Genomic DNA, 20,774 nt, shown 5'->3' with positions numbered 1-20,774 from the left:
ATATGGCACGCAGCGTAAATAAACGGCTTTCAAGCCATCGTTTCTGGCAATCCGCGGTCATGCCCTTTTTGGCCGCAATAATCGTTGTGCTTGCGGATCCGGCATCCGCGGCAGCCTCTTCGGCACCGTACGAGAGCTACAATTATAACTATTGGGAAGAAGCAGTACCTTCGCCGGATGCTTATTTGCCCTTGCGGACCATTTCGGGCAGCGACCTCGGCATCGGCGAATTCAAGGACCCCGGCGACGTGAACGTCTCTTCTGCCGGGAAAACTTACATTTTGGACAGCGGCAACAGCCGGATCGTGGTGCTGGACAACGAGCTGAAGCTGCTCCGGGTCATCGACGGCTTCATGCAAAATGGCAGTAAGGAGAGCTTCAACGTTCCGGGCGGTTTGTTCGTGGATCAGCAGGAGCGCATCTATGTTGCGGATACGGGCAACGGGCGCGTGGTCGTGCTGGATGAAGAAGGCGGCCTGCTGAACATGATCGCAAAACCGGAGTCCGACATTTTGGCAACCAACTTCCAATTCCAGCCCCAAAAGCTGACGGTTGACCATGTGGGACGGGTCTACGTCGTGGCTCAGGGCGTGTACGAAGGCATTATGCAATTTGATGAACACGGCGCATTCATCGGGTACGTGGGCACGAACAAGGTGGAACGCGATTACCGCGAGTACATCTGGCGCATGTTTTCGACCAAGGCGCAGCGCGCGCAGATGGTGCTGTTCGTGCCGACCGAATTTTCGAATGTGGACATCGATCCGAAAGGGTTCGTTTATGCAACGAACATCGATCCTGGCTCAAACGAGCCGATCAAACGTCTGAATCCGTCCGGCGAGGACGTGCTCAAACGCTTTGGCTATTTCGACGTCAAGGGTGACGTCGCCTATCGCAACAGCGTCGGGCCTTCCAAGCTCATCGATGTCAAAGTGCTGGGGAATGGCATGTACAGCGTGCTCGACGCGACGCAGAACCGGGTGTTCACCTACGACGACGAAGGCCATTTGCTTTATGTGTACGGAGGAAAAGGAAATCAGGTCGGCACGCTCAAGACCCCCGTAGCCATCGAACAATCGGGTCCGTATTCGCTGGTGCTCGATCGGGGCAAGGCGAATCTGGCCGTGTACGAACCGACCCGCTTCGGTTCCAAAGTGAATGAAGCGGTCGTCTTGCATTACCAAGGCGAAGATACGAAAGCGGTAAACATCTGGAAGGAAGTGCTGCAGCTGAATGCCAACTACGACATCGCGTATATCGGCATCGGCAAATCGCTTCTCATGGAAAAGAAAAACAAGGAAGCCCTTGGCTATTTCGAACTGGGCATGGACCGCAAGAGCTACTCGGTAGCGTACAAGCGATATCGGCGGGAGATGATGAAGGAGCATTTCGGAACGTTTCTGACCGCGGTCATCGCGTTGGTCGCGGCCGTGGTTGCCGCTCGGCTGGCGCTCAAATGGAGACGGGGAAGGGGGGCGGACCGTGAAACAGGACTATATTAAGTTTCCGATGCATCTCATTTTTCACCCCATCGATGCGTTCTGGGACATGAAGTCGGATAACCGGGGCAGGCTGGTCTTTGCTTTCGGGGCGCTTGCGCTGACGATCGTGGTCATGATTTTGCAGAAGCAGTATGCCGGTTTTCTCGTCAATTATACCGATCCTCGTACCATCAACAGCTTGCGCGAGATTTTGACGATTGCCGTACCTGTTTTCCTGTGGTGCATCGCCAATTGGTCGATCACAACGTTGATGGAGGGGGAAGGCAAGTTCAGGGAAATTTTTCTGGTTACGGGTTACTCGCTGATTCCGATTGTCCTCATCAATGTTCCGTTGATTGTCATCAGCAACTTCATGGTGGCAGAGGAGACGGTGTTCTATTATTTGTTTACCAACATCGCTTTTCTATGGTTTGCGATGCTGCTGTTTATCGGCATGATGACCGTTCACCAATACACTGTACTCAAAACGCTCGTGACGATGCTGCTGACGGTCATCGTGATGGGCATCATCGTATTTCTGGGCGCGCTTGTGTTCAGCATGCTGCAGCAGCTGTACGAGTTCGGCTACAACATTTACCGAGAGTTGATTTTTCGCACCTAAAGGAGGCGGCATCCGTGATCAAGAGGCAGCGATTATATACGGTGCTGGCCGGCGGAGCGGCTGTCATCGTGCTTGCAGCCGGGCTGCTGTACATGAACAACAAGGGCATTCCGGCGATTGATGCGACGGCATACGTCGAGGCATCGCCGATGGCAGGGGAGGAAGCGGAGGTACCCGCAGAGAACCTGCGATACATCGATGATACGTCCGTGGGCGTTCCCGGCATGCGGCTGGTGGCGGAGGAAGGCGGACTGGGCCTCTATTACAACGAGGAAACGACTGAAATTGCCGTGCGCGACGGGCAAAGCGGCCATGTCTGGTACAGCAACCCGGCGAACAGGGAACAGGATGGATTGGCGTCCGGCTACGAGAAAGAAATGCTGTCCTCCCAATTGGCCGTTTCTTTTCGCGATGCCATCGGCACGATGGAAACCTTCCCGAATTTCAGCGCCAGCATCGGCAACAAGCAGTTTGCGGCGGCCAATCTGGAGCAGGGAATACGCGTCACATACACGCTCGGCGATACTTCGCTCAGCATCGATGCCTTGCCCCGGTTAATCGGCAAGCAGCGTCTGGAAGAAAAGGTATTGTCGAAGCTGGAGGCGTCGGCGGCGAAATACGTTTCCGCCCGCTATTACCCGACCAAGGACAATCCCGATGTGCTGGAACGCCTGGACGGACAGGTATCGAAGCCGCTCGTACTGAGCAAGATGCTTGATGCGTTCGGGAAGGCCGGGTATACCGAGGAGGATCTGGCTTACGACAACCAGGAAAATGGCATCGAGGGCGGCGGCGCATCCGATAAACCAAGCTTCGTCATTCCCGTGGAGTACCGGTTGGACCAAGGCTCGCTGGTTGTGACCGTTCCGCTTGGCGAGGTGAAGGAGAACGGGCCATACCGCATTCGCAATATCGATTTGCTGGCCTACTTCGGCGCGGCCGGAGCGGACGAGAAAGGTTACATGTTCGTTCCCGACGGCTCGGGCAGCCTCATCCACCTGAACAACGGCAAGGTAAAAGAAGAGCAATACGTGCAGCGAGTCTACGGGGCGGACCCGAATGACAACTCTTATGCACGTCCTCAAGTGAGCGAGTCCGCGCATATGCCGGTATTTGGCCTGAAGAGCGGGGATCATGCCTGGTTTGCGGTCATCGAAAAAGGGGATGCCATCGCCGGCATCGCCGCGGATATCGGCGGCCGTCAAAACAGCTACAATCACGTCTACGGCACATTCTTCCTCCGCGGGGAGGATGAGCTGGAAATGTATACGTCCCAGAATATGCAGGAAATCCAGCTGCTGAGCGAGGAGCCGTATAAGGGAGACATTCAGGTCAGATACACGTTCCTGAACGGGCCTGAGGCGAATTATTCCGGCATGGCGCGCCTGTACCAGCAGCAGCTCGTGGAACGGGGGCAGTTGAAGCCGATCGGGGAAGAGGGCGGATTGCCGTTCTATGTCAACGTGCTCGGCGCGGTGGATAAACGCGCTTCGTTCCTTGGCGTCCCATATCGCTCTCTCATGGCCATGACCACTTACGGGCAGGCTTCAGAAATGGCGGCCAAGCTGCGGGAAGGCGGCGTGAACGAGGTGCAGATGCGATTTCAAGGATGGTTTGGCGGGGGAATCAGTCACCGTACGCCAACCGTCGTCAAACTGGACGGTGAGGTGGGCAGCCGTTCCGAGCTGCGAAGCCTGTCGTCCGAATTGAAGGATTCGGGCGGCGGTCTGTACCCTGACGTGGCTTTTCAGCAGATTTACCATAACGATCCGGGTTTTGCCCCGGCTTCGGATGCGGCCCGGTTCGTGACCAAAGAAACGGCAGAGCTGTATCCGTACAATCCGGCCCTGAACCGGATGGACTTGACCAGGGACAGCTATTATTTGTTGTCGGCCGCGAAATTGCCGCATGTGGTGGACACCTTTGCAGGCAAAACCTCCGGTCTGGAGCTCGGCGCGTTGTCGCTGCGCGATCTGGGGCAGGTGTTAAGCGCCGATTATCGCGACAGCCGCGTCATTCACCGCGAGACGGCCAAAAACATCGTCAAGCAGCAGCTGGAGCGGCTGCATCAGGCTTATCCGGCGCTGATGCTGACGTCCGCGAACGCATACGCCTGGCCGTATGCGGAACATATCGTCGATGTACCGTCCGGCTCCAGCCGGTTTAATATCGCGGACGAAGAGGTTCCTTTTTACCAAATGGTCATTCACGGATATGTGGATTATGCCGCATCGCCCATGAACACGACGGGGGACCAACGTTTGCGGAAGCAGCTGCTGCACAGCCTGGAGCTGGGGGCGGCGCCTTATTTCGAGTGGACCTATGAGCCTGCTTCGCGATTGAAAACGACGAATTACGATTCCGCCTATGCAACCGAGTATACGTACTGGCTTGACGAAGCGATCGAACTGTACCGGGAGGCCGACAGTGTGCTCGGGAAAGTGCGGAACCGCCCGATGGTGGCGCATGAACGTCTTCAGGACGGGGTCGTCCGCGTGGAATACGGCAATGGAACCGAGCTGCTGATCAATTACACGACGAGTCCGGTGACGATCGGCGGCATCAAGATTGAGGCAGAGGATTATGTGCTGAGGGAAGGGGTGGAAGGATGAAAACCGTTCGCATGTCGCTCAAAACGCGAAGGGCGTTGCTCGGGTTAGCCTTTGTGTCCCCGTGGCTGATCGGCTTCATTTTCCTGTTCGCCACGCCCCTGCTGCAATCCATCCGCTTCAGCCTCAGCCGTTTGTCGGTTGCCCCGGGCGGATACGAACTGGAATTCCTCGGGCTTGAAAATTTCAAAAACGCGCTGCTGGTCGACGCCAGCTTCAACCGCGTTCTGCTCGATTCGGTAGGGGCCATGCTGCTGAACGTGCCGATGATCCTGTTTTTCAGCCTGTTCACCGCCACGCTGCTGAACCAGAAGTTCAAAGGCAGGACGGCGGCGCGGGCGATCTTTTTCCTGCCCGTCATTCTGGCCTCCAGCGCGGTTGCGGCCGCGGAATCCGCCGGACTCATCAACCTGATGGGCGATGCAAATGCGGTCGAGGCGTCCGCCGGCGGCGGCACGGCCTTCAACGTCGTTTCCATCGTGCGTATGCTGGCCGATGTCGGCTTGCCTGCCGCGTACGTGGACTACATCGTGGAAGCCATCATGCGCATCTACGACATCATCAGCAGCTCCGGGGTACAGATTCTGATTTTCCTGGCGGCGCTGCAATCCGTGCCTGGCTCGATGTACGAGGTGGCCAAGATGGAAGGCGCGACCGGCTACGAATCGTTTTGGAAAATCACGTTTCCGATGGTAAGCCCGCTGATTCTGACGAACGTCATTTATACGATCATCGATTCGTTCGCAGGCAGTCCGGTGACGGAAATGATTTACCAGACGGCCTTCAAAACGCAAAATTTCGGACTCAGCTCCGCCATGTCCTGGCTTTATACGCTGGTGATCGGCCTGGTGCTGGTCGTTGTCGGCTGGGTGCTGTCCCGCCGCGTTCATTACAATTGACGGTTAATGCAGAAGGAGGCATCAGACTATGGCCGTGCCTGGCACAGATCGCATGGTGGTTGTCCCGAAGCCGAACTATCGCATGCAGAGGGTCCGCAACCAAACGTCGGATCTGCTCTATTCCATCTTCAGGTATGCGCTGGTCATCGGGATATCTTTTATCATCCTGTACCCGTTGTTTCTTAAAATTTCGGTGGCGTTCAAGGATAAGCAGGACATCTATAATCCCACCATCTACATGATTCCGCAGCATTTCACGCTGGAAAATATCAAACTGGCCGCCCAGGTGATGAACTACTGGCCTTTGTTGGCGAACACGCTTCTGTTCGTCGCGATTACGACGCTGTTGACGGCCATATCCTGCGCGCTGGCGGGATACGGGTTCGCCCGATTTTCGTTTCCGGGCAGCAGCGTGCTGTTCGTGCTCGTCATCCTGACCATCCTCGTGCCGACGAGCACGCTGATGGTGCCGATGTATTTGCATTTCCGCAGCTTTGACATTTTGGGCATCATCGGCCTGTTTACCGGGAAAGAAGGCGTTAACCTGCTGAATACGTACTGGCCGTCGGTGATTACGGCAGCCACCGCAGGCGGATTGAAAGCAGGGCTGTTCATTTATATTTTCCGCCAGTTCTTCAAAGGCATGCCGAAAGAGATCGAGGAGGCGGCGCTGATCGACGGTGCGGGCGGGTTCCGGACATTTGCGCGCATCATGCTGCCGAACGCGGTGTCGCCGCTGATCACGGTGATCCTGTTTTCGTTCGTGTGGCAGTACAACGATACGTTCTACTCGTCCCTGTTCATGAGCGAAAGTCCGCTCATCTCGTTGAAGGTGGCGTCGCTGCCTGCGCAGGCGAACCAATGGATTCCACAGCTGATGGGATTCGGTTCGAGCTCGGGCATGAAGGCAGATCCGAACTACGTGGCGATGATCGTGGATACGGGCATATTGCTGGCCATTGCGCCGCTGATCATCCTCTATTTGTTCGTGCAGCGTTATTTCGTGGAAAGCATTGAACGTTCCGGCATCGTCGGCTGATTCGGTCAGCCTTCGAAAATGAATTTATGAATGTCGGGCGATAAGCTGTTTTTTTTGAATAGAATGTGGCTTGTGGTCGAAAAGGCGTTCCTGTCAGTTTTTGAGCTGATACGGGATGCTTTTTTGCGTGCCGAAGCTTCATGGAGCGGAATTCACGGACCCAATTTCCTCCGACATGAACCGGAAGGGGACGAACCATTTATGCTGACGTATTCCATAAAATGGTTCCCAAGAAGGTTCGACTCATGTACACTAGCACTATCATTGACAAAATCGATGCCAACGGAGGCTCAACTTCCATGAATCATCCAAGTGCCTATCATTATTATGACAAGCGGTTCGGTCCGTTCCGCAATCTGTCGAGCCTGAGCGAACGCGAGGCGGAAACGGTCACTGCCGGGCTGCGCGCGGAAGGGCGCAATTTCGCGGGCCGGCGATCCGCGGATTACATGGTTGTTCGGCGCAAGCTTGAGCGGAGAGCGCGAGAGCTGTTTATCGCCAAGGGCGGTCGGCCGATGAACCCGTATCCCCATTATCTGACGCTGGGAGCATGCGATTGGCTGGAATCCTGGTACGCGGAGCCGGATCGGATCAAGATTGGCTGGGAGCAATTGCGGGCCGATGCGGTAAGTTTTACATATGGCGATCTCTTTCCGACCATGCGCTACGAAGACGGCAAGCCTTACCGGAAGAAAATATATACCAAAGCTGAAATCTTGGACGTGGTTCATACCTACGGCTGGCCTCAGGATTGGAACCGAAATGGTGACCAGGGTCCGGAACGATACATCGAGGTCCAGATCTGGGACGAAGATCTGATCAGAGAGCACGGAAGGGCTTGAATCCCTGTGCCATGGCGGTCTTCCCTGCTTGCAAAAAAGTGCAATTGCAGGAAATTCGGGCATTCGTTATAGTGTGTGAAAGCTTTGATCGATACGGGAAAGGCTTGCCGAGCCCGAAAATCAAAGCCCATTTTTCAAGCCTTAATCCGATTAATTAGATAGGTTTAAAAGGCTAAGGGAGGACGAAACCGATGCTGCACATGGAGAAAAAAAGGAATGAACAACCACCGGCGAAGACGCCGGCCGTCAAACGCAATAACCGCAATAATCGCAACCTGGCTTGGATCATCTCGGTGGTGTTGGTGATGACGGTGGTGCTGAGCGCATGCGGCACCGGAACCAAGGAAGAGGCGCAAACCCAAGGCGGTACAGCACCTTCAAACGATCCGCTCGAACTCAGCATCATGACCATTACGCCGAGTGCCGTGCCGGCCGCGGACGACAATGTGATCAAACGGGAAATCGAGAAGGCCACCAACTCCAAAATGACCATTCAATGGGTATCCAACAACATCTACACCGACAAATTGAATCTGACGCTCGCTTCCGGGGATATTCCCGATTTGATCATGATCAACGATCCTTTTGGCAGCACGTTTACGAAAATGGTCAAGCAGGGCGCCTTCTGGGATATCACGCCTTACATTCAGGATTATCCAAACCTGAGCAAACGCATTCCGGACATTGCCTGGGAAACGACCAAAGCGGCAGACGGCAGCAATTACGGCATACCGCGGCCAAGGCCGGTGACGGGGGATTCGTTTTTCATCATCCGCAAGGACTGGCTCGATAAACTGAATCTCAAGGTACCGGAAACGACGGATGAGCTGTTTGAAGTGATGCAGGCGTTTGTGGAGCAGGACCCGGACGGCAACGGGAAAAAGGATACCACGGCGCTGGCTGCCTACGTCAGTCCGGACGACCTGGGGTGGGGCGGCAATCTGGGGCCAGTGCTCGGTGCTATCGAGAGCTCGTTCCTTGGCATTAACGGCAATTGGAAGTGGGACGAGGCTCAAGGAAAGCTGGTATATAGGGAGCTTCTTCCCGAAGTCAGGGAGTCCCTGCAGTATCTGACCAAGGCGTATGCAAACGGCATGATGCCGGAAGACCTGTTATCGCTCAAGCTGACGCAAGCAAGAGAGCTGTTCAAGCGCAACCAGGCGGGAATCATCGTGGACAAAACGGGCACCATGCGCAAAATCTACGCCGACGATCTGAAAAAGGTGGACCCCGATTTCAAATATACGGATTTCTATCCGCTTACCAACCTGAACGGGTATAACCCGAAAGGTGCGGGGTACAACGGCATTCTGGCCATTCCTTCCAGCGTGCCGGAAGAGAAGATGAAGCGCATTTTGCAGCTGGTCGATACGTGGATGAACCCCGAAGTGTTCGAAATTCAGCATTACGGCATCGAAGGCGTGCATCATACGGTCGTGGACGGCAAAAAGGTGGCGAACAGCGAAAAACTGACGGCGGACAACGCTTCGGACTTCAACCATATCGTAAATATCATCGACTTGCCGTGGGATACGACGGCGGAGACGGAAGAAGAGACGCAGGCCAACGAATTGTTCAAAAAAGTGGAAGAGGAACGTGACCAAACGAGCGTGGCCGACTTGACGGCAGGACTGCAGTCCGAGACCGGGCAGAAGATTCTGCCTGAACTGAACAAAAAAATCCAGGATTTGAAGGCGAAAATCATTCTGGGCCGCGAACCGATCGAAGCATGGGATGCATTTGTGGAATCGCTGCGCAGCGACCCGAACATGCAGGCGATGACGGACGAGATGACCGAGGCGTACAAGAAACGGAATGGCCAATAATGATGCATGCCAAGGAAGGAGGTGCGGAGCATGAGTTTGCATGAGCAGCGCATGGGCGCGTTCGGGAAGAAGCGAAACCGAATCAAGACAAGGAAAAGCGGCGCGAGTCTCTTGTCCGCGCTCAAACGCGACCGATCGTTATACCTGCTGGCTCTGCCTGGCCTGGCATTCTTCCTTGTCTTCAAATACATGCCGATGTGGGGCATCGTGATCGCTTTTTTTGACTATTCGCCCTTTCGTGGGCTTCAAGGCAGCGAATGGGTAGGCTTGCAGCACTTCTCGCATTTTTTCAGCAATCCGGATTTCCTGTTATTGTTCCGCAACACGCTGGCCATCAGCTTGCTGAACCTGCTGCTGTTCTTCCCGTTCCCGATCCTGATCTCGCTCTGTCTGAACGAGCTGCGAAGCACTGTGTACAAACGGCTGATTCAAACGGTCATCTATATGCCGCATTTCCTGTCATGGGTCATTATTGCGGGACTGACACTGCTGCTGTTCGCCAAAGGGACAGGGATCGTCAATGAATTGTTTGCCCTATGGGGCTGGCCGCGCTTCGATCTGCTGACGAACCCGGATTCCTTCTGGATCATGGTAACCCTGCAGGCGATGTGGAAGGAAGCGGGATGGGGAACGATCGTGTTTCTTGCCGCGATGGCCGGCGTGGATACCCAATTATACGAGGCGGCGAGAATGGACGGGGCGGGAAGACTGCGCCAGATCTGGCATATTACGCTGCCCGCCATCCGAGGCGTGATCATCGTGCTGTTTATTCTGCGGCTGGGAGACATCATGGAAGTGGGGTTCGAGCAAATTTTCCTGATGTATAACGGCGCGGTGTCCCAAGTGGCCGAAGTGTTCGATACGTATGTGTATCGGATGGGTATCGAGCAGGGGGATTTCAGCTACAGTACGGCGGTCGGGCTGTTCAAATCCATGGTTGGCCTTGTGCTTGTCGTGATTTCCAACCGCATCGTCAAACGTCTTGGACATGAAGGCGTATACTGATCTGCTAAGAGCTGCAAGGACTTAAATAAACCGCAAAAACATACGCACGTTAACGGAGAGGCAGAACCAATCTGAAGAAGCGAGGCGGTCACTTGAAAAGCTTTCTGAAAGAAAGCTGCATCATATGGAGAGGAGGTTGCAGGGCGTGCTGCACGTAAAAAGAAGTGAACGGATCGGCGGGTGGCTTAATGCCATCGGGCTTGGAGTGCTTGCCGCCGCCATGTTTTTCCCGCTGTACTATGTGCTCGTCGTTTCGTTGACGGACCCCGGGGAATATTTGCAGAAAAAAATCGTGCTGTTCCCGGAGCGCTGGTCCACCGAGGCTTATGAATACCTGCTGTCCACGCCGGCCTTTGCCCGGTCGCTGGGCAACAGCGCCTTTCTCGCGACCGTGGGCACGGCGCTCAGCCTTGTCGTATCCTCATCGCTCGCGTATGCGCTGTCCCAGCGCAGATTCCGCTTCCGGCGGACGATCATGCTGCTCATCGTGCTGACGATCCTGTTCAGCCCGGGCATGATCCCGAATTATTTGCTCGTACGCGAGCTGGGGCTGATCAATAACATTTGGTCGCTGATTTTGCCCGCGCTGGCCAACGGATGGACGGTGTTATTGATGAAAAACTTTTTCGACAGCCTGCCTGAGGAAATCGGCGAGGCGGCAGCCATCGACGGCTGCAGCGCCATTCGCACATGGGTGACCATTGTGTTGCCCTTATCCTTGCCGGCCCTGGCGGCCTTTGGCCTGTTCTTCGCGGTCGGCTTCTGGAACCAATTTTTCACGGCACTGCTCTATTTGAACGATTCGGCCAAATGGCCCATTCAGGTGCTTCTGCAGAACATGCTTCTCGGCGCGTCCAATATCGATCTGGTCACGCCGGGGCAGCAGGTGGAGACGCCTCCGACCGAAATGCTGAAGATGGCGGCGATCATCGTGGCCATCTTGCCCGTGCTGGCGGTGTATCCGTTCCTGCAAAAACATTTTGCCAAAGGAGCATTGATCGGTTCCGTGAAGGGATAGGTTGGCACACGCATGGTGTGGGTGGGTATCAACGCCATATTTATGCAAGGGAGGAGGGATCAACATGTTCATCAAGCGTATGGCCCAAGGGCTTCCGGGAGGGCGGTATTTCAGGCGCAGCCTGCTGACGATGCTGATGATCGCGTGCATTCCGGGTATCGTTACCGGCGGGCTGCTGTATATCTGGATCAACGTGCGCATGGAAAGCATATTGCAGGAGGCGCACGCGAAACAATTGGAGCAGCGGGCCCTCTGGGTCGGAGAGCAGCTGGATACGCTTGAATTGAACTTTTCGCAATGGGCGTTCGACCCGGTGTTCGACCATCGGCTGAAAGAGCTGGATTTTATCTACAAATACAAGCAGGTACACGAGTTGTACCGTCTGCTGCTCATGATCCGCCACTCGAATCCGTTGATCGACGACGTGCAGTTGTATCTGAAAGAACCGAGAGCGGTCATGATGAATTCCGAACGGTACGATTTCCTGACAGCGCCTGCGGAGATCAGCAGTTATGAAGGATTGCTCAGGCGTGCCCAAGGCGCATACTGGACACGCTCTGCAGACGGCGCATCGCCGATGCTGGTCAATCGCCTGCCTGCCGGCGCCGGGGACACGATCGGAGCATTGATCCTGACCGTGGACGCGGGGCAGCTCGAAAGCATGTTGGGTACGTTGTCCCCCTACGCTGGCGGCACCACGTTTCTGCTGAATGCGGACGGAACGCCATTGTTTCCGCAGGATCGGGAGGTATCGGCCTTGCAAGCGGCCGTCGGCCTTGAGCGGAATCGGCTGGCAGACAGCGGAAGTCCGAACTCCTTCCTGATGGAATATGAAGGAACGACGTATTCCGTGCTTTCCGGCGATTTTCGCAGGTTGGGCCACGACTGGATTTACGTTTCGGCCTCTCCCCTGAACGAGATCGTGGCGCCGATCGTGAGTGTGCCGAGATTGATTTTGGCGGTCAGCGGAGCAGGGCTGCTGCTGGCGCTCGCGTTATCCTGGATCGGCTCGCTCCGGTTGTATCAACCTTTGCAACGTTTGCTGCGACTGTTTACGGGCATAGAGCCTGCCGGCATAGAACGTGGGCGCCAAGAAAGCATGCCGGGCAACGACATGCTGTCGGGAAAGCGCAGGTCAGCGTCACGAATGGATGAAATGAAACATATCGAACAGCACTGGCTTGGCGTGAAAAGGGAGCGCGAATCATTGCAGCAGCGGTTGGAAGAACAGCTTCCTCTGGCGCGGAACAATTTGCTCCAGCAGCTCACGCTTGGGCAGCTTCATTCCTCTTCGGACCGCGAATGGCGGGCCAGGCTGGCTGAGCTGGGATGGGCCGTGCAGGATGAACACTTTATCGTCATGCTGTGCCATATCCGCCCGGTCACCCTGCTGCAGAAAAACGGAAATCCGTTTGGCAAGGAATCTCCGGAGTGGATCGGCATCATGGCCGCCGACATGCTGACGCAGCGGGCCGGCGAATTGCCTTGTCTCTCCGAGACGATCAACTATCACGATCTGTCCATCGCGCTGCTGCTGGCCGTTCCGCCGCATGGGGAATCAGGCATCGGCATATCCCGATTCAGGGAAGAAGTGTGCCGGATCGGGCAGCAATGGATCGATGCCGTTCAGGCAGAATGGGGCGTGCGGGTCACGGTGGCCGTCAGTCAAGCATGCGCCGATGCGACCCATCTTCCAAAGCTTGTTCAAGAGGCGCGCGCAGTGCTGAGAAAAAGGCGATTTTCTTCCGCTTCTCCGCTCACCGACATGGCCGAGAATGCCGAAGAAGCCGGTATGGAGCGGGCGTTCTATCCGCTGGAGCTGGAGCAGGATATCCTTGCCGCATTGCGAAACGGAAGCGAACAGGAAGCAATGGATCGATTTCGCGATTTTGCGAATCGTTATGCCGCTTCCGCATCGCCCGGGGAGCAGGTTCGCCAGGCCATGTACCAGCTGCTTGCCCATATCCAGCATGCGCTTGCGCAATTGGGTGAAGATCCCGTGCGGCTGTTCGGGTTGGGGCTCTATGAAGAAGTGATGGAGCTTCATGATCTGGAGGAGACATGCGTGTGGTTCAGGGAGCGGATCATTCGCATTTGCGTGGAGGAATTCACCGGGCGGGAGGAGAAGCAGGTACAGATGGCGGTCCATCACATGAAGGAACATGCCGAAACGCAGTATGCCGAAGCGCTGTCCCTGGACGAACTGGCCGATGCTCACGGAATCCATGCCTATACGCTCAGCCGGGCGTTCAAGCAGGCATTCGGGCAAAATTTCGTCGACTATCTCACGGCCGTCCGTTTGGAGCGGGCCAAGGAGTTGTTGAGGACGACCGACGTCAAAATCAGCGAAATTGCGGAACAGGTCGGTTATCAGCCAAGTTATTTCAATCGTTTGTTCAAGAAAAGCGAGGGCACGACACCGAACCGGTATCGACAGGACCTTCAAAGGCAGGACGTGCATGCTCGGGATGACCGTTCCGTCTAAAAAAGCCAAAGGAGCGTGAGAGGCGACGTGTCACAGGAATCGCAAAATCAGCCGGACATTATTTTTCTCATGACCGACCAGCAGCGATGGGATTGCATCGGTCAGTATAACGAATATATACGCACCCCGAATATCGACCGGATTGCCGCCGAAGGCATTACTTTTCAGGAGGCCGTGTGCCAGGCGCCCATGTGCGTGCCGAGCCGCAGCTCGATGATGTTCGGGTATTACCCTTCGCAGCTTGGCGTGCGTACGAACTACGGCGGGCTGTTCGAAGAAGACAGGCTGCCGTCGGAACCGCTGCCGGAGCTGATGCGCCGTGCAGGGTATCAGACCGCCGGCTTTGGGAAAACGCACTGGAACCATGCCGAAGGCGTGGAAGAACCGTCTACCCGCGGATTTGAAGTGCGGGCCGTCGGATTGGCGCGCACAAGCGGCCATTACGAACAGGGAGCGACCATGATGGGAGACACCCATGCCGAGGATCTGGAGGCGTACCATCGGGAGACGAAGGATTTCGGCGGCGGCGAAGAAAACGCGAACGGTTATACCGGGATGACGAGCCAACTTGAGATGCATCAACACCGGGACGGATGGGTTGCGGAGCAGGCGCTGCAATTTTTGGAAGACGGCGTGGATCCGGATCGTCCGTTATTTTTTTACTTGTCGTTTCTCAAACCGCATGCCGGCTTCAATGTGCCGAAAGCATTTGAGGATCTGTACCGGCTGGAGGATATCCCCGACATCGCGCAGCCGCCCTGGCTGGACGAGCCGGACACGCATCTGTCCGCATCCGATGAATTAAATCCGCACAGCCGGCAATCGTATCTGGACAAAAGGCAGGTGTGGGAGCAGCGCAGTCCGGAAGAACGCAAACGGACCACGCTGAGATATTGGGCGAACTGTTCCTGGCTGGACCATTATTTCGGGCGTGCCCTGGAGAAGCTGGAGCGGCTTGGCAGACGACGGGACACCCTGGTTGTTTTTCTGTCGGACCATGGCGAGATGCTGGGCGAACGGCAATACCGGTTTACCAAATACAACCTGTACGACAGCAGCGTCAGAGTGCCGCTCATCCTTTCCGGATCCTACATACCCGAGCGGAACCGCGGAACCGTCGACGCCAAACCCGCAGAACTGGTCGATGTGGTGCCGACGCTCATGGAGGCAGCCGGGCTTGAACCGAACCCGATGCTTCCCGGCGTCGATTTGCTGGGCGGGCTGCGGCATCGCGGCACGTTTTGCGAGTTCCACGGCAAAGGCGTAACCGCGCCTCATTCGGCACCCGCGTATATGTGGCGGACAGGGGAATGGAAGCTCATTTTGTATATCGAAGGCTCCGTCGCGCAGGCAGCTTCCCGGGTTCATGAAACCAAAGGAGAGCTGTATCACTTGCTCACAGACCCCAATGAGTGGGACAACCTGTATGAGCGCGAAGAGCACGCGCGGATCAGGGAGCAGCTGAAGACCGAACTGTTGATGCATCTCGCGGTCAGCTGGGCCAAAGGGCCGTTTTTCTACGATCGCGGCGGACTGAAACCGTTGAGGTAGATTGCCTGCGACGGACGTGCCCGTGGTTACATCTTGTATTGGACCTTTAGGCGTGGATGCGCGTGTCACTTCACATGAATTACTCTGTTGACCGGGTAACCGGAGGCAAAGCCGTTGGCTGCCAGAATGCTTGCAGGACGAAATTCGATGCGGGCAGGGCGGAAGTCGGACTTTGCCTCTTTTTTTATACCAAAGATTAATCACGATGGAGGCGAGTTTGCGATGAAGATGTGGAAAACGGCGAAGAGGGAAGAAGGGAAGAACAGCACAGGCGGAGAAAACGGACCGAGCACAGTGCATGCAGCAGGCAAAACAGACAAGGGGCGCAGAACGGCCCGCGGCAGCAAACGGATGTTGATGCTGCTGCTCAGCGGCGTCATTGGCGCGTTCCCGTTGGCAGGAAGCTTGGGATGGGACCCATATGCCCATGCGGAAACAACGTCTGCGCCCCGTTTGGTGGAACAGCTCGGGCGAGGGTTGACCGCCGTTTATTTGGGAGAGGGAAAAGTTTACCTGAGCTGGCGTTTGCTCGGTACCGAATCGCAGCAAACCACATTTGACATTTACCGCAGAACGGGCTCGGAAGAAGTGAAGCTGAATGACGCGCCGCTTGCCCAAGGCACGAATTTTACGGACACGGGAGTAGACGTTACGCAGAGCCACGGTTACGTGGTGAAATCCGTTGTGAATGGACAGCTGCAGGATATTAGCGAGGAGACGGTTATCGCTGCGCAACCGGAGGTTCGCAACTTCTTCAGCATTCCGCTCGAGCCGATGACCTCCAATCCGTCCGACTATTTCGTGCAGCATGGCTGGCCTGGCGATCTGGACGGAGATGGGGAGTATGAATTCGTGGTGACCCGCATCCCGGTCAATGGGGGCAACAAATATGTCGAAGCGTACAGTCTGACCGAAGGGTTTCTCTGGCGCATCGATCTGGGACCTTACAGCGTCACCGCGATCGATACGTATAACGCTCCGCCCGCATCCGTTAGCGAGTTCAGCGTTCCGGGCTTGGGCGGTTGGCGCGATAACGACAATGTCACCGTCTTCGACCTGGACGGCAACGGCAAAGCGGAGGTGCTGCTGCGCACGTATGAAGGCGTTGCGTTCGCGGACGGGAATGTCATACCTGCCACGCCGCAGCGTGAACAATACGTGTCGGTCGTGGACGGTCTCAGTGGAACAGAGGCTGCCCGGACGACGATCGTGAATGACTACGCCGCAGACGGTCCGCTGAGCGGGCATTTCGGCATCGCTTATTTGGACGGCGTGCATCCGAGCCTGGTGACTGCACTGAAAAATCGTGCCGCCAGCCGCGTGTTCCAGTACGTAACGTCAGCCTATGATTACAGGGACGGCGCGCTGACCGAGCGATGGAGACATGCCGGGGCAGACGGGGAGTTTTTTCATCAAATCCGCATACTGGATCTGGACGAAGACGGTCGGGACGAAATTTCCTTCGGCGGCTGGGCGCTGGATGATGACGGAAATACGTTGTACAGCCTGCCCGGCGTCGTGCACGGCGATCGGTTCCATATTACGGACATCGATCCGGACCGTCCGGGACTGGAGCAGTACGGGATACAGCAGGCGGAGAACGGCAACGTCAACCAGTTCCCCTGGTTTTATGCCGATGCGGCTACCGGGGAGCTGATCCGCACGGGCGAAGTGCCCCAGGACGTGGCACGCGGCACGGTTGCGGACATCGATCCCCGGTATAAAGGGCTTGAGTCATGGTCAAGCTCGGGCAGCATTTACAATGTAGACGGCGAAGTCATCAGTGCGGTTCAGCCTTCCACCAATTTCCGCATATGGTGGGACGGAGACGTATTGAGCGAATTGCTCGACAAAAACGTTGTGGAGAAATGGAATTGGGAATCGGAAGAGACGGCCAATCTGTTCACGGCAGAGGGCGTGCGCGTTAATTCGAGGAACGCCCCCGTGCTGTACGGCGATTTACTGGGCGACTGGCGCGAAGAAATTCTGTTCGAAGCCAGTGACAACCTGGAATTGAGATTATATACAACGACCATCCCGTCGGACGTCCGTCTGTACACGCTGCCTCATAATCCCGCATACCGTAACGGTCTCGCGGTCAAAGGATACATGCAGTCGCTGCTGACCGATTATTATCTGGGCGACGGAATGACGCCGCCGCTGTTGCCCAATATCCGGCCCGTATCGGAATAACCCGTTTGCGGGAGATCCGGCAGGAGACGGCGATTCTTCGCTCAATGATGCGTGGCACAACGGAACCCGGTAAGGGTCAGATGCGCTGTTCGCAAGCACTCCTTCAAAATGATCACGAAAAGAAAACCAGCCCTGCATGACCTGCGCCTCCATTGTTAGTCCTGTCTAACAAATGGGGGTGCAGTTCAATTGTCAAGGGCTGGTTTTGCATGTTCAATCGCTCCGCACGACATCGATTTCGAGCTGTTGCAGCGCCTGCAGCCAATCGGCCGGGCAGCATTTGTCCGTAACCACCATCGAAATACTTTCCAGTGGCGCAATGCGCGCAAAGGTCGAGCGCCCGAATTTCGTATGGTCCGCCACCAAAATCGTTTCCTCGGCCCGCTCCATCATCGTGCGGGATATTCGGGCTTCCTCCAGCAAATAGTCGGTGATGCCGTCCGTTAGCGATATGCCGCCCGCGGAGATGAACGCCTTGTTGACCTTGAACTGGTTCAGCAGCTCATGCGCGATCGGGCCGGTGGAGGCCTGAACGGCAGGCTGGATGTCTCCTCCCGCAAAAATGATTTTGCCTGCGAATTGTTCCAGCGCGCAGGTCAGAATCGGGACGGAGTTGGTGATGACGGTGACCTGGGAACGGGCTCTCAGCTCGCGCATGATCTCCAGCGTGGTCGTCCCGTTGTCCAAGAGGACGGTCTCGCCATCCTCGATCAATGCGGCCGCCGCGCGGCCGATGGCCTGTTTCTCGGCCGATTGCAGCTGTGATCGTTTCTGGAAGGGGGCTTCATTCATGCCGGCGCGAACGCGGACGGCGCCTCCGTATACTTTGCGCAGCTCGCCTTCCTTCTCCAGTCGGTCCAGATCCCGCCGAATCGTCTCGGTCGAGACCTGGAACAGCTGAGCCAGCGTTTGCACCTGAACCTTGCCTTCGATGGCCAGCCGGGTAAGAATCGTATGTTTGCGTTCCTCATAGGTTAGGGACATGATGCGGTGCCTCCTGTAGTTTACGTCGTTCTGCATTTCAATACTCGGGGGACACGGTTGTTAACGGTGTTTCAAATCGCGATGAATCCGTTCCGTATATTCCGTAATTACCTCGTCGTATGGAGGATAAGGGTAACCCTGCCGGGATGCGACCGCTTTCGCGTATTTGCGAAACAGGTCGTAGATGACGAAGAGGGATGTCCACATCTCCTTATATCCGTGTTGCGAATAAGAAGACAGCAGCGCCTGCCAGTCTTCCTCCGGCAAAAAGCGGTCGATGAATTTGTAGTTTTTCCCCACGCTAAAAGAATAGCCTTGTTCCGCCCCGATCTGCCAACTCATCATGCGCAGCAGATTCGGTCTGGAAATGTTGTTCATGTGATCCGCGGCAAACAGAATCTCTTTTCGTGCGAGGCCCTTGACGACATAGGTGGCGACGAACCAGAACTCGTTGCAGCAATCGTCGAAGGACCTGGCCGTAGGCGGTTTGATCCAGTAGGACTGATCGGTGGGTGCAGTTTGCTGCTGCTTCGCAGCCCGGCCGTCCTTGTCCAGCAGCACGCGAACCAGTCCGTCGCTGTCTTCGAAATAGGCTTCCGTTTCGTTCAGAGGAATGAGCGTCAAATCCAGTTTGTGCCCATCCGCCATAATCATGAGGTAGGAGAACCAGTTGCCGAGCTCGGGCGGGAACAGCTCCATATCCTCGGGCTTTTGCATCATGAGTCTTTCGCCAAAAACGTCGAGCCAGGCATCGTTCGACTTGAAGGAGTCCAGTTCGGTCACGAAAAAGGATATGTCGAAATCGCGGAACGGGTCTGGCGCAATGTTGGGATTGGTTCGTGAGCCTTCCAGCGTGACGAGGCGCACGCGTTCATCGGATTTTGCTGCGTTCAGGATGCATGCCAGCATGTCCTGGTCTGTTCGCATGATGCATTCCTCCATTGCGTATATAGGTTGAACCAATGATTTTTACACAGAGACACTACGCGGTCAGAGCCATCCTCCAATCGCTGTTATCTCCAGATTGTTTCTGTTCTCTCTCCGTTTGGTGTAAAATTCCAGTTCAATCTATATCGTTTGTTATTTTGTTGTTGTGTAGTTCGACGCAAAGGCCGCGCAATCCTTCTAGTTCGTAGTTGACAGATGGAGGAGTCAGGAATAATATCATAACAAACAACATGAAACCACACAAAACAACAATGTGGATTTCAGGCATGGGCAGGAGGCGCAGGATGAAACAGCCATTGGCATTTGGGAAAAATGGAAGCTTTACGATCGTGCAGTTTACGGACTTGCACTGGAAAGACGGTCGGCCCGAAGACGAACGCACGCGCCGGATGATGGAAACGATCGTGGAGGCCGAACGGCCCGATCTCGTCGTGTTTACGGGAGACGTGATCTATACCGGCCCGGTCGATCCGGGCAATCAACCATGCGAGCATCCGGAGCAGGCATTCCGGGATGCGGTGTCCGCGATTGAGGAACGGGGCATCCCCTGGGCGTTTGTATACGGGAATCATGACGCGGAGAATCGGATCACCCAGCAGGGGCTGATGGACGTCATTCAGGAACATGACCACAGCGTCACCGAACCCGGGCCGACGTCCATTGCCGGATTGGGCAATTATGCGTTATTCATCGCCGGTACGGACGGCAAGGCGGCAGCGCAGCTGTATTTTCTGGATTCGGGCGCCTATTCGCAGATCGAATCCATCCCCGGTTACGGCTGGGTTCAGCCGAATCAGCTCCAGTGGCTGATGGATGAATCCACACGCGCCAATCCCGGCCGCGCACGCGGGGAGAAGCTGCCAGCCTTGGCGTTTTTCCATATCCCGATTCCGGAATATCAGTACATGTGGGATACGCAGACCTGTTACGGCGTGAAGCATGAACCGGTGTGCTCCGCTCAAGTGAATTCGGGCCTGTTTGCGGCTATGCTGGAAATGGGGGACGTGATGGGCGCCTTTTGCGGGCATGACCATGTAAATGATTTTCACGGGACGTACCACGGCATTCGCCTCTGTTACGGGCGTTCCAGCGGACACAGCACGTACGGACGTGACGGCATGCTGCGCGGGGCGCGGGTCATCAGGCTGCAGGAAGGGCAGCGCTCGTTTGATACATGGCTTCGTCTGGAAGACGGTTCGACGGTTGCAGAGCAGCCCGAACATGCTCCGGAAACGGCCGCAGGGCAGCAGCAAGCGTAAGAGAGGACGAAGA

15 protein-coding genes are annotated in these 20,774 nt (G+C 55.9%); 13 read left to right on the top strand and 2 right to left on the bottom strand.

All coding sequences use genetic code 11. The features are described from left to right. Positions 1-2: 2 nt before the first annotated feature. The 12 genes from RSX24_RS04895 (at position 3) to RSX24_RS04840 (ending at position 17,570) form a co-directional block, all read left to right on the top strand. Positions 3-1,502: an NHL repeat-containing protein gene (locus tag RSX24_RS04895; RefSeq protein WP_236416088.1), complete on the top strand. Its 1,500-nt coding sequence runs from the start codon at positions 3-5 to the stop codon at positions 1,500-1,502. Then, positions 1,483-2,103 carry a Yip1 family protein gene (locus RSX24_RS04890; RefSeq protein WP_343259811.1) on the top strand — a complete coding sequence of 207 codons (621 nt, stop codon included), beginning with the start codon at positions 1,483-1,485 and terminating at the stop codon, positions 2,101-2,103. The genes RSX24_RS04895 and RSX24_RS04890 overlap by 20 nt, the downstream gene beginning before the upstream one ends. Before the next feature lie 14 nt (positions 2,104-2,117). Beyond that, the gene (locus tag RSX24_RS04885; protein ID WP_343259810.1) at positions 2,118-4,715 is read left to right on the top strand and encodes a DUF5696 domain-containing protein; all 2,598 of its coding nucleotides are present in this window, start codon (positions 2,118-2,120) and stop codon (positions 4,713-4,715) included. Then, the gene (locus tag RSX24_RS04880; RefSeq protein ID WP_343259809.1) at positions 4,712-5,611 is read left to right on the top strand and encodes a carbohydrate ABC transporter permease; all 900 of its coding nucleotides are present in this window, start codon (positions 4,712-4,714) and stop codon (positions 5,609-5,611) included. The genes RSX24_RS04885 and RSX24_RS04880 overlap by 4 nt, the downstream gene beginning before the upstream one ends. An 82-nt stretch (positions 5,612-5,693) precedes the next feature. Next, a complete protein-coding gene (locus RSX24_RS04875; RefSeq protein WP_438286770.1) occupies positions 5,694-6,650 on the top strand; it encodes a carbohydrate ABC transporter permease in 957 nt (318 codons plus the stop codon). 299 nt (positions 6,651-6,949) lie between these two features. Continuing rightward, the gene (locus RSX24_RS04870) at positions 6,950-7,492 is read left to right on the top strand and encodes a hypothetical protein (RefSeq protein ID WP_343259808.1); all 543 of its coding nucleotides are present in this window, start codon (positions 6,950-6,952) and stop codon (positions 7,490-7,492) included. A 191-nt stretch (positions 7,493-7,683) separates the two neighbouring features. Continuing rightward, positions 7,684-9,318, top strand: coding sequence for an extracellular solute-binding protein (locus tag RSX24_RS04865; protein ID WP_343259807.1), 1,635 nt, complete (start codon positions 7,684-7,686; stop codon positions 9,316-9,318). Positions 9,319-9,348: 30 nt separating this feature from the next. After that, positions 9,349-10,323: an ABC transporter permease gene (locus RSX24_RS04860; RefSeq protein WP_236416076.1), complete on the top strand. Its 975-nt coding sequence runs from the start codon at positions 9,349-9,351 to the stop codon at positions 10,321-10,323. Between the two features lie 148 nt (positions 10,324-10,471). After that, positions 10,472-11,341, top strand: a complete 870-nt coding sequence (locus RSX24_RS04855) for a carbohydrate ABC transporter permease (RefSeq protein WP_236416330.1) — start codon at positions 10,472-10,474, stop codon at positions 11,339-11,341. Between the two features lie 64 nt (positions 11,342-11,405). Continuing rightward, positions 11,406-13,826 (top strand): helix-turn-helix domain-containing protein, encoded by a 2,421-nt coding sequence (locus RSX24_RS04850; protein WP_343259806.1) that lies wholly within the window; start codon positions 11,406-11,408, stop codon positions 13,824-13,826. Positions 13,827-13,853: 27 nt separating this feature from the next. Then, positions 13,854-15,377 carry a sulfatase family protein gene (locus RSX24_RS04845; protein ID WP_343259805.1) on the top strand — a complete coding sequence of 508 codons (1,524 nt, stop codon included), beginning with the start codon at positions 13,854-13,856 and terminating at the stop codon, positions 15,375-15,377. 222 nt (positions 15,378-15,599) lie between these two features. Beyond that, positions 15,600-17,570: a rhamnogalacturonan lyase family protein gene (locus RSX24_RS04840; protein ID WP_343259804.1), complete on the top strand. Its 1,971-nt coding sequence runs from the start codon at positions 15,600-15,602 to the stop codon at positions 17,568-17,570. Between the two features lie 213 nt (positions 17,571-17,783). Here RSX24_RS04840 and RSX24_RS04835 read toward each other — a convergent pair whose 3' ends face one another. Continuing rightward, positions 17,784-18,554 carry a DeoR/GlpR family DNA-binding transcription regulator gene (locus tag RSX24_RS04835; RefSeq protein ID WP_343259803.1) on the bottom strand — a complete coding sequence of 257 codons (771 nt, stop codon included), beginning with the start codon at positions 18,552-18,554 and terminating at the stop codon, positions 17,784-17,786. 60 nt (positions 18,555-18,614) lie between these two features. Continuing rightward, positions 18,615-19,481 (bottom strand): aminoglycoside 6-adenylyltransferase, encoded by an 867-nt coding sequence (gene ant(6), locus RSX24_RS04830; protein WP_343259802.1) that lies wholly within the window; start codon positions 19,479-19,481, stop codon positions 18,615-18,617. Positions 19,482-19,786: 305 nt separating this feature from the next. Between ant(6) and RSX24_RS04825 the strand changes: the two genes are divergently transcribed. Further along, complete coding sequence (locus RSX24_RS04825) at positions 19,787-20,761, top strand: metallophosphoesterase family protein (RefSeq protein ID WP_343259801.1); 975 nt, start codon at positions 19,787-19,789, stop codon at positions 20,759-20,761. The last annotated feature ends 13 nt before the right edge of the window (positions 20,762-20,774 follow it).

The organism is Paenibacillus hubeiensis (assembly GCF_032334105.1).
In the GTDB taxonomy this organism is placed as follows: domain Bacteria; phylum Bacillota; class Bacilli; order Paenibacillales; family Paenibacillaceae; genus Paenibacillus; species Paenibacillus hubeiensis.
This window is presented reverse-complemented; position numbering and strand designations above follow the sequence as displayed.